Origin of the sequence: Protofrankia sp. Cr2 (assembly GCF_963555885.1) — a bacterium.
Taxonomy (GTDB): Bacteria; Actinomycetota; Actinomycetes; order Frankiales; family Frankiaceae; genus Protofrankia.
The window spans coordinates 26,370-36,122 of record NZ_CAUVXG010000043.1; the positions used below are offsets into that span (position 1 = coordinate 26,370).

General features: G+C 68.9%; 9 protein-coding genes. 7 read left to right on the forward strand and 2 right to left on the reverse strand.

The annotated features are described in order from the left end of the window. Nucleotides 1-164: 164 nt before the first annotated feature. The 6 genes from U9978_RS17700 to U9978_RS17725 all read left to right on the forward strand — a co-directional run bounded on the left by U9978_RS17700 (nucleotide 165) and on the right by U9978_RS17725 (nucleotide 5,755). The gene (locus U9978_RS17700) at nucleotides 165-809 is read left to right on the forward strand and encodes a DUF6308 family protein (protein WP_322747494.1); all 645 of its coding nucleotides are present in this window, start codon (nucleotides 165-167) and stop codon (nucleotides 807-809) included. A 131-nt stretch (nucleotides 810-940) separates the two neighbouring features. Further along, nucleotides 941-2,398 (forward strand): amidohydrolase family protein, encoded by a 1,458-nt coding sequence (locus U9978_RS17705; protein WP_322762252.1) that lies wholly within the window; start codon nucleotides 941-943, stop codon nucleotides 2,396-2,398. 11 nt (nucleotides 2,399-2,409) lie between these two features. Further along, nucleotides 2,410-3,108: a glycosyltransferase family 2 protein gene (locus U9978_RS17710; RefSeq protein ID WP_322762253.1), complete on the forward strand. Its 699-nt coding sequence runs from the start codon at nucleotides 2,410-2,412 to the stop codon at nucleotides 3,106-3,108. A 104-nt stretch (nucleotides 3,109-3,212) separates the two neighbouring features. Then, nucleotides 3,213-4,175, forward strand: coding sequence for an ABC transporter ATP-binding protein (locus U9978_RS17715; RefSeq protein ID WP_322762267.1), 963 nt, complete (start codon nucleotides 3,213-3,215; stop codon nucleotides 4,173-4,175). After that, complete coding sequence (locus U9978_RS17720) at nucleotides 4,172-5,056, forward strand: ABC transporter permease (RefSeq protein ID WP_322762254.1); 885 nt, start codon at nucleotides 4,172-4,174, stop codon at nucleotides 5,054-5,056. Before U9978_RS17715 ends, U9978_RS17720 begins: the two co-directional genes overlap by 4 nt. Nucleotides 5,057-5,077: 21 nt before the next feature. Next, complete coding sequence (locus U9978_RS17725) at nucleotides 5,078-5,755, forward strand: hypothetical protein (RefSeq protein WP_322762255.1); 678 nt, start codon at nucleotides 5,078-5,080, stop codon at nucleotides 5,753-5,755. 34 nt (nucleotides 5,756-5,789) lie between these two features. On the opposite strand, the gene U9978_RS17730 is transcribed toward U9978_RS17725, so the two are convergent. After that, a complete protein-coding gene (locus U9978_RS17730; RefSeq protein ID WP_322762256.1) occupies nucleotides 5,790-6,467 on the reverse strand; it encodes an LON peptidase substrate-binding domain-containing protein in 678 nt (225 codons plus the stop codon). 246 nt (nucleotides 6,468-6,713) lie between these two features. On the opposite strand from U9978_RS17730, the gene U9978_RS17735 reads away from it, so the two are divergent. Next, nucleotides 6,714-7,223 carry a hypothetical protein gene (locus tag U9978_RS17735; protein WP_322762257.1) on the forward strand — a complete coding sequence of 170 codons (510 nt, stop codon included), beginning with the start codon at nucleotides 6,714-6,716 and terminating at the stop codon, nucleotides 7,221-7,223. Nucleotides 7,224-7,260: 37 nt separating this feature from the next. Here U9978_RS17735 and U9978_RS17740 read toward each other — a convergent pair whose 3' ends face one another. Continuing rightward, nucleotides 7,261-9,456, reverse strand: coding sequence for a hypothetical protein (locus tag U9978_RS17740; protein ID WP_322762258.1), 2,196 nt, complete (start codon nucleotides 9,454-9,456; stop codon nucleotides 7,261-7,263). Between the last annotated feature and the right edge of the window lie 297 nt (nucleotides 9,457-9,753).

Sequence of the window (9,753 nt, forward strand, 5' to 3'; positions counted from 1 at the left end):
ACTAAGTCGGGGGTAGGCCGCTTCCATGTCGTGACAGTCACAGAGGAGGATGGTCGCGGGACGGACGATACGGCAGGCGTCGGGCGATATGAAGGTTGTGGCGCCCGGCGACCAGCACCGGCCGTCACCAATGACGAGACGAGACGACTTGAGGAGCTCCTGCGGTGAAGTTGGCGATGGGCACCCGGGAGGTCTTCGACGCGGAGAGCCTGCTTGAGGAATACCTCGGTCCGCGCAAGCGGGGCCTGCGTTATGCCTACCCGTACTACGATGGGCTCGCCACCAACGGCGACCCCGACCTGCTGTGCACGGGGGACCTGCTCGCCCCCTGTCTGCTCGGCGTCCAGGTGGACGTCGACCGGATGCACACACTGACCGCGCTGACTCCGTTACTACAACGCGCGCTGGACAAGCTTCCGCCGGGAATCGAACTGATCGAGGCCGACGAGGTCACACTCGATCTTGTGGCGGCCCTGTACGACCCGCTCGACGATCCCGACGTGTCAGACCGTGACGTCAAGGGCTCGCTGATCGCGAAGGTCCTGCACCGCAAGCGGCCCGGACTGGTCCCGCTGTTCGACTCGAAGGTCAGGGTTTTCTACCAGCACGAGCGGTGCATACCACCCGCGCCGCGTGACGGCCGATCCTGGCGCGAGTACATGCAGCTGCTGGTCAGGGCGATGCAGTACGACCTGCGGGAGAATGCCGAGGAGTTCCGTCGGTTGTCCGCGCTGGTCCCCGACAGCGGACCGCCCCTGACGCCGCTGCGCATCCTCGACATCGTGGTGTGGATGAGCAGTGCGGTCTGACCGCTGCTGCCGGCCCTACTGCTGTCCCTACTGCTGTTCCAATTGCTGTCCCAATTGCCGGCCGTACCTTTGGCGGCGCTCATAGCGAATTCATAGTGAACCCATAGTGAAGTCATGGTGGTGAGGCGGTCGTGGTGAGGCGCAACGGGGCACCTTCGGGCTGCCTGCCCTCTGTCGTCGTCCTGCCCCTGCGGGCGGCGCGCAGAGTGGTCATGGGCAGGGCCCGCGTCCGCGAGGAGATCGGGCGCGGTGTCGCACTGCGCGGTCGGGTCTGGAACGGCATCGCGGACCTCCCCTTCGAGGGAGTCGTCGTGATCGGCATGGACGGCCGGGTGGCTGCCGTCGGCCCGCAGGACTCGGTGGTCCTGCCGGACGGCCTGCGTGTGATCGACTGCGTCTGGATCGGACCGGGCGTCACCGACGCTCATGTTCATCTTGCGGCGACCGCAACATCTGGACACGATGAGCTTCGTGCTGGACTCGTCGCTGTCCGCGACCTCGGTTCTCCGGTCGAGAGACTGGCCCACTGGCGTGTCGCCGCGCCGCTTGTCGTGGTCGGGGCGGGTCCTGCGGTGGTGGGTGCGCCGGACCCACCACCGCATCCTGATCCGCACGGCGACCGAACAGATCTCGACCAGGACGTTCGTGGCGGGGACGTTCGTGGCGGGGACGTTCGCGGTAGGGACGCGGCGGGCAGCCCCCGCGGCCGACGGCTGGCGCTTCGGCGCGCACCGGCGGGCCGTATGTCCGGCGGGGACCAGATGACAGCGGACGGGCGAACACCGGACGGGCTGACACCGGGCCGGCTGAACGGGGAGCCGGGCAGGCCGGGCGGCGCCAGGACCGGCCGAGGCGGGTCCGATCGCGAGGAGTCCGGACGGGACCCGTTCAACGGGGATGGGCAGGCTGTCGTCGACAGCCCCGCGCGCGCCCGGCGGGCCGTCACGAGCCTTGCGGCGGATGGTGTTGATCTCATCAAGGTGTGTCTCGGGGGTGGCGAGGGCACGGCGCCGTCGCGACGATCGCCATTGCCCTACAGCGAGCTCGCGGTCGTGGTGCAAGCCGCGCATGCGGCCGGACTCCCGGTGACGGCGCACGCGCTGACCGTCACGGCGGTGGAGCTGGCGCTGCGGGCGGGCGTGGATGAGCTGGCCCACGTCCCGCTGGAACTGTTGCCGCCCGAGACCGTCGGCCGGATCGCCGCCGCCGGCGTGCCGGTGGTGTCGACCCTGCAGTGCCATTCAGGGGCAGGTCCCGCACCCGGGCGCAATGCCGCGCTGCTCCATCGTGCCGGAGTACCCCTGATCTACGGCACTGATGCGGGCGGTGCGGGTAACCGTCCGCCCGGGGTCGACCCGCGGGAGCTCGACCGGCTTGCCTACGCCGGGCTGGGGCGCCTCGGCGCGTTGCGTGCGTCGACCTCCGGCTCGGCCCGGGCAGCTGGGTTTGACGGCCAGCGGCCGTCGGGCCGTATCGAGGTCGGTGGGTATGCGGCCGTGGTCGGCCTGCCCGCCGACCCGTTGGTCGAACCTGCGGCTTGGCGCCATCCGACAGTGGTGGTCAACGGCCAGCGAATCATCACCGCGTAATGTTCACACATGTGAAGCTGTCCGTTCTGATGCCGGTTTTCAACGAGCAGGCCACACTCGCGTCCGCGGTCAAGCGGGTGCTGGACGTCACGTATCCCTGCGAGGTCGAGCTCGTGGTGGTCAACGACGGCAGTACAGACGGGACGCGAGGGATCCTCGACGCCGTCGATGATCCCCGGGTGGTTGTCGCCCACCAGCCGGTGAACCGGGGCAAGGGCGCGGCGGTCCGCGCGGCGAGCCACCTTGCGACCGGTGACTATCTGGTCATCTGTGATGCGGATCTTGAGTATGCGCCCGAGGAGATCCCGACGCTGCTCGAACCGGTACTCACCGACCAGGCTCGGGTCGTCTACGGCTCGAGGACGTTCAGCAGCAACACCGCGTACTCATTCTGGTATGTGATGGGTAACAAGGCGGTTACGCTTGCGGCGAACGTTCTGTTCGACAGTTACATCTCCGACCTGGAGACCTGCTTCAAGCTGATGCCGGCCAGCCTGTACCGGGAACTCGACGTCGCCCGGGTCGGCTTCGGGATGGAGGCCGAGGTGACCGCCAAGCTGCTTGCCCTCGGTATCCGACCGTTTGAGGTCCCGATCAGCTACCAGGCCCGCAGCCGGGCGGAAGGCAAGAAGCTGACCTGGAAGGACGGGGTCGAGGCGCTGTGGATACTGGGCTCGATCCGGGCCCGTGGCCGGCTGCGGGTCCGCTGACCGGCGAATACACCGGCCCGCAAACCGGCGAACGTGTCCGAAATCAGCCGGGGATGACCCGCGAACCAGCCCACCGGCCGACTCCCTGCCCGCCGGCTGCGACAATGGGCCGCGTGCTGAGCTACGCCGTGCGTGGGCTCACCCGCCGGCACGGCGTCGGTGAGCATGCTGTCCTCGCCACATGTGACCTCGACCTCGACATCGAACGTGGCGAGGTGTTCGGAGTGCTCGGGCCGAACGGGGCCGGAAAGACCACGCTGGTGCGCCAGCTCATGGGGCTCATCCGGCCGGATGCCGGGTCGATCGAGATGTTCGGATGGGACGTCGTCTCCCGGCCGGACATCCCGCCCCGGCTGGCGGCCTACCTCGGTCAGGGCGACACGGCCCTGGCTGATCTCCCAGTGAGTGTCGCTGTGGAGACGACGGCCCGTCTGCGCGGGCTGGGCCGCCCCGCCGCCCGTGCGGCGCGGACGGCCGTCATCGACGAACTCGGGCTCGCGCCGATCGCGGGTCGACCGTTGCGGCACCTGTCCGGTGGCCAGCGCAGGCTGGCCTCGGTTGCCTGCGCCCTGGTCGGCCACCGCGAGGTGCTCGTCCTGGACGAGCCCACGACCGGGCTGGACCCCACGGCTCGGCGGGCGGTGTGGTCGGCGCTGCAACGGCGCCGGGACACCGCGGGCGTCACCGTGTTGCTGGTCACGCACAACGTCCTGGAAGCGGAGTCCGTCCTGGACCGCGTTGCGGTCCTCGAGGCCGGCCGGGTGATCGCCTGTGACACTCCTGGGCGGCTCAAGGCGTCGGTGAGTGAGGACGTCCGGCTGGACCTGGTCTGGCGGTTCGAGCCGCCCGGCGACGATCCGATCATCGCCCGTCTCGCCCAGCAGGCCGAGATCACCGGCCGCCGGTGGACCACACGGATGGCCGCGGTCGACGCGCGTGAGGCGCTTGCGCGGCTCACGACCGGCCCGGCGTTTGCCGCCCTCGACGACTTCACCCTGGCCACGCCATCCCTTGAGGATGTCTACCTCGCCCTCGGCGGAGCATCCCGCACCCTGGAGCGCTCATGACCGCTGCCGCTGCCTACGACGCGACGTCCCAGCCCGCCGGTCAGGATGGCGCCGTCCCAGACCGCGCCGGTCAGGATGGCGGCACGGTGAGCGGCGCCACGATCGTGGGTGGCGCCATGCCGTTGCCGCCCAACACCCGGTTCGGTGCAGCGCTGCGGGCCGTTTACGTCGGTCAGCTCTCCCGCGCGCGGGTGGCACGGGTGCCGCTGTTGTTCGTCGCGGCCTTCCAGTCGCTCGGGATCATGCTGCTGCTCCGGGGGGTTGTCGACACCGGAAACGAGACGACCAGCGAGCAGGTGGTCGCGGGTTCAACCGTGTTGGTGGTGGCCTTCATCGCCCTCAACCTGCTGGCGCAGCGCTTCGGAGCGCTCCGCGCGGCCGGGGCACTTGACTACTACCTGACATTGCCGATTCCCGGCAGCGCCGTGGTACTGGGCACCGCCGCATCCTATGCCTCCTTCGCAGTGCCGGGAACGGTCATCACGGCGGTGGTGGGCGCCCTGCTCTACGGCCTTCCGCTGTCGGGTCTGTGGCTGCTGCTACCGGTGGTCGCACTGGCGGGTGCGTCGCTCGCCGGTATCGGGGCGGCGATCGGTCTGCTGGCTCCGCGCCAGGAACTGGCCACCGTCGCCGGGCAGGTCGGCATGAGCGTGGTGTTGTTCGTGGGCATCATCCCGGCCGACCGGCTGCCTGCCGGGGTCAAGCTGCTGCGGGATCTGGTGCCCAGCACGTACGCGGTGGACGTGCTGGCCGCCGCGTTCCGGCCGTCCATCGACTGGGCCGCGGCCGCCGTCGACCTGCTGGTGTGCGCGGTGGTCGCGGTCATCATGCTCACCGCGGCCAGTATGGCTCTACGGCGCGCCGGCAATGCTCGGCGGTAGCCGCATCCCAGAGATGAATGAATGGTGACAAAGCCGTTGCCGGACTCGCACGACGCAGGAATGTGGGGCTCACCCCAGGTGCCGGGCCTGCGCGATCCCGGGGGGTTCGTCAGCGCCTTGGATGACCCGCTGGTGGTCGCGGATCGTGACAACCGCTTCTGGGCGGTGGGCCGGAGTGAGATCCTCACCGGTGTGGTGGCTGCGGTCGCCATGGCCGCGTCCGGTCCGCTGCTCGGACTGTTGTGGGCCGCGGCGGCCCCGCGCCTGGACGTCAGGGCGGCGCTGGCCGGAAGTGAGCTCGCCTTCGACGCCCAGGCCGGCGTCGACGTGTACTTCGCCATGATCTGCGGCATCGGCGGTCTGGTCGGGGGAGTGCTCGCGTTCTGGCGAGGACGCAGCGGCGGCTGGCCGGTACCGGTGGGGCTCGCGTCGGGCGGGTTCGTCGGGTCCCTGCTGGCCAGCTGGATCGGCCACGAGTTGCGGTCGTCGCGGGTCCTTTCACAGCTCCCGGACGGTGCCCGCGCCATTGTCATCCAGCTTGTCGACTTTCGGCTGCGATCGTCCGGTTTCCTGTTCGTTCTGCCCGCTCTGTCGTTGTTCGTGCTCGCGGTACTGACCTGGTTTTCAACCTTTCTGATGCCCCGCCGGCCGCTGACCGACCAGGCCGACCAGGCCGACCAGGCCGACTCGACAGGCTGAGCAGGCAGGTAGGTAGGGCGGGGCTGCAGGAGAGTCAGTTCGGGCTGGGGGTGACCCGGATGTGCTCGTCGGACCCGATGGCGGTGAATCGTTCGAGGAGCCCGAGTTCCCTGCGGAGGATCATTCGTTCGGCCCGCAGCCGGGCCGCGGCATCGGGTACGGCGAGCAGCGCCTGGCGTTCGGCTGTCTGCGTCACCACGGAGGCGGCGACGATGTAGGACAACATCCGCGGGTCATCGGGAAGATCGGGCAGTCGGAGCTCGGCGGCCTGGGAGCTCGAGAGTCGGGCGGCGTAGTCGTGGAGCAGCTTCGTCACGACCGGGACCTGCTCGGCCGCATCCTGCGCGTCACCGATCCCGTCGCTGAGATACTCCACCTCACCGGTGAGGTAGGGACGGCTGGTCCGGTCCACCGTGAGCACCCGGAACTTCGCCCCGCCCGATGCGATGATTGAAAAGCGTCCGTCGGCATGCCGGTCGATCCTGCGGATGTTCGCGGTGCACCCGATCTCATGGAAGGTCGGGAGGTCGTCCGTCCCGGTCTCCCTGCCATGGCGGATGGCGACGACTCCGAACCGGCGCGGCTCACCTGCGGCGAGGTCCAGTAGCTCTGCGACCAGCACCCGGTAGCGATGTTCGAAGATCTCCAGCGGGAGCAGGAGACCGGGGAGCAGTACGGTCCCCAACGGGAACAGGGCCAGCCGTTCGGTCATGACGGAAACACCTGTTTCAGGTCGGGGCACATCGTGGGAGCGATCAGGCTCCGAACCCATCATGGGCCCGTCGCCGGGAGGACGCTCGGTTAGGGCCGGTCCGGCAATAAGAGCGACCGGCAATAAGAGCGACCGGCAACAGGGACGTGGCGTCACGGGGCGGGGCCGGATGTATGGCGACAGCCGTACGCTACTGTTACGCGACATACTGTTGCCCCGATAAGGGGTGCGGCGGGAGGGGTTTCCGTGGTCGAACCCACGCCGGAGCTGCTGGTCGTCGTTGCATCGTCGGGCTCAGTGCGGTCGCGTGGTGCCGACGCTTTCGATGATCATGATTGTGTCAATGAGCCCGGTGAGCCGGCTGGTCGGGGTGACCCACCTGATCGGCGGGCGGATCCGGCAGCCGTCGGGGCCGGCCGCCACGGGGCCGGCCGCCATCAGATGATCGACGTGCTGCGCGGCCTGGCGCGGGTCACCGCCATTCTGCCACCACGGCTTGCCCTGGTCGTGGCCCCGCCGGACGGTACTGACGCGTTGGCCCACCTGCCCGGTGTCGTGGGCGTGTTCACCCACACCGTGCCGGCGGGCCTGCGGGAGACCCTGAGCGCGACGGAGAACCTCTTCGTCGATGCCTGGCTCGCACGTCTGGCGGGCAAGCACCGGTCGGGGGAGGGGCTGCCCTGGGACACCCCCGACCGGTTGCCACCGGACGCTCCGGGCGGCAACGTGGGCGGCCCGCCATCCGACACCGGGTGAAACGTGGGTAGGTGTCACGGCGACCCGGTACGGGCGGTCAGAAGATGCGGCTGGGCGGTAGCCAGTCAAATGTTCCCGAGGACATACGCGTCATCGCGTAGAGCCGGTCGCCGACCCTCGCGACGACCTCCAGATGCAGGCCGAACGAACTCTGGATCATTGTCACCGCGTCGACGTGTCCGAGCTCGGTGCCGAATGTTCTCGGCGTGCTCCACGGAAACCCGGCTGCGTCGTTGTTCCGCCAGAAATGGACCAGACCGCCGGCGGCGGACGGCGCGACGACCTCGAAGTTCCCCAGCCGGCCGAACTGGCTCTGGACCAGCACGGGATTACCGGCCACGCCTTCGGCGAACACCACCGAGGTCCGCCACAGCCCGTCCTCGGCACGGTAGAGGTGCACCAGGCGGCCGCCTGCCAGCGCGACGGCCTCCAGATTGCCGGCGCCGAAATTTCCCTGGATGAGGCTGACCGCATCGACCCGGCCGAGGTTCGCCGCCGCGAGAACCGGCCGACTCCATGGGTAACCGGCGACATCGTTGTCGCGGGAGAGATGCAGCAGGCCGACGTCGCGAGTCGGGACGAGTAGTTCGAACGTGCCCAGTCGACCCAGCCGGCTGTGGATCAGCGACGGTGTCCCGGCCGCGCCGTCCATCAGGTGGGTGGGCTCGTGCCAGCGCAGCGACGATCCGCCGTCACGCCAGAAGAACACCAGTGATCGCCCGATCCGGGCGATCACCTCGAGCGCTCCGGGGGTCGTCAGCCGGCTCTGGATCATGGTGAGGGCGTCGATCCGGCCGCTTGCCTGTGCGATCTGGAACGGTTCCCGCCATGGCAGGTCCGGGGCGTCGTTGTCCCGCCACAGGTGGGTCACGCCGGCGAACGAGGACGGTACGACCAGCTCGAAGTTACCGGCCTGGCCGTAGTTGCTCTGTACCAGGACCGGATTGCCGGCCACGCCTGCACCCCAGCCGATGTGGCTCGGGGTGTATCGGCACATCTCGAAGCTGTTGGACCGCATCAGGCAGGTGACGCTGTCTGGTGCGCAGCCGTCACAGTTGCCGTTGGGAGTGCCGAACCGTCCCCAGGCGCCACCGCAGTCACAACCACTGGTGGCGTACTCGTCGGGGCAGCCGAAGATGTGCCCGGTCTCGTGGGCGAAAACGCGGTCGAGGTTGTCCGGACCCCAACCGTCGTTGTCGTAGGACAGGACGAGCCGGGGGCCGCCGACCGAACTGTACGCGAAGTATGACAGCGGGTACTTGGTCATGAACGCGCAGTAGGACCATCGCGTCACATGAAAGTCGCGCAGGTCGTCGACGAAGTCGTAGACGCCGTCGAAGTTCGGTGTGTAGCCGAGCTGGCGCATGGCCGGATCCCGCCAGAGCGCCTCCAGATCGGCCGCGGCGGGATTCGGGGGCGTCGAGATCCGAACGATTCGGATGTCGTAGCTGAACGTGAGGTCTGCTGCTGGATTGGTGGTTGCGTACCAGGACAGCCCGTTCTGGACCTCCGCGACGACCTTGGTGCGTTCCGCGGCGGTGAACTGGAGATCGGCCGTTGGTCCTTCGACGATGATCAACCCGACCGCGACGCTGCCTTCCATGAAGCTGCTGGTGGGCGTCACGCCGACCGGATGCCCGACCGGCTCGCCTATCCGGTCGCCGATGGTGTTGGCGGTCAGCGACCGCACGGTGGCCGCTGCGGGTGAGTCAGGCGTGCTCGGGACATCGGGGGAGCTGTGCGAATCGGGATGACCGGGGGAGTCGTGCTCGGTCGAGGAGCCGTTGACCGGGCCGGGAACGCGCCTGGACGAGCCTCGTGGCGGTGGAATGTCGGTACAGGACCCGTCCATGTCCCACGGCTCGTCAGCCCGGACCCGGTCCTGCTTGGCCTGCTGGTAGTCGGCGCTGGCCCGTAACCGGAAGGCCGCCAGGCCGAGGCGTTCGACCCGGCCCAGCGCAGCCGGGTCGAGTGGGATGGTGGCGGGTACCTGGGCAGTCGCGGTGGCACGCACGCCGGCTCGCAGGGAGGAGAGCGCATCGGCCGCGCTGACGATGTTGACTCGGCCGTAGCGGTGGAGTACCCGCGTGGCCTCCTGGGCGGCCGAGAGCCGTCCGGCGGGATCTGATGCGGCACCGGCACCGGCACCGGCACCGGCACCGGCACTGGTGTCTGCCGGCGCGTCGGCATTCGTCATGATGATTTGCTCGTTGGCTGGTATGTCCCCCGCCATGGGTGATCCGTGTCCCTTCTGCTGGGCAACTGTGCGGAGTTGTACCGGGTTGATCTAGAGTTGTGTTGCGTTTGGGAAAACTGTGCACTCGAATGCCGGGCCGGCGCTGCGCCAGGACGCAGCGGTACCCCCGGGTACCAGGCGGTGCCCGGCGCACGGCAGTACGTCAGTGCACGGCAGCACCCAGCGCACGGCAGTCCAGGTGCACGTCGGCGTTCACGCACACCGCTGTACGGCGCGCGTGAACCCGGACGGTCGATCAGGGGCCACGGCCAGCGGTGTCGCCAGCCGTGTACG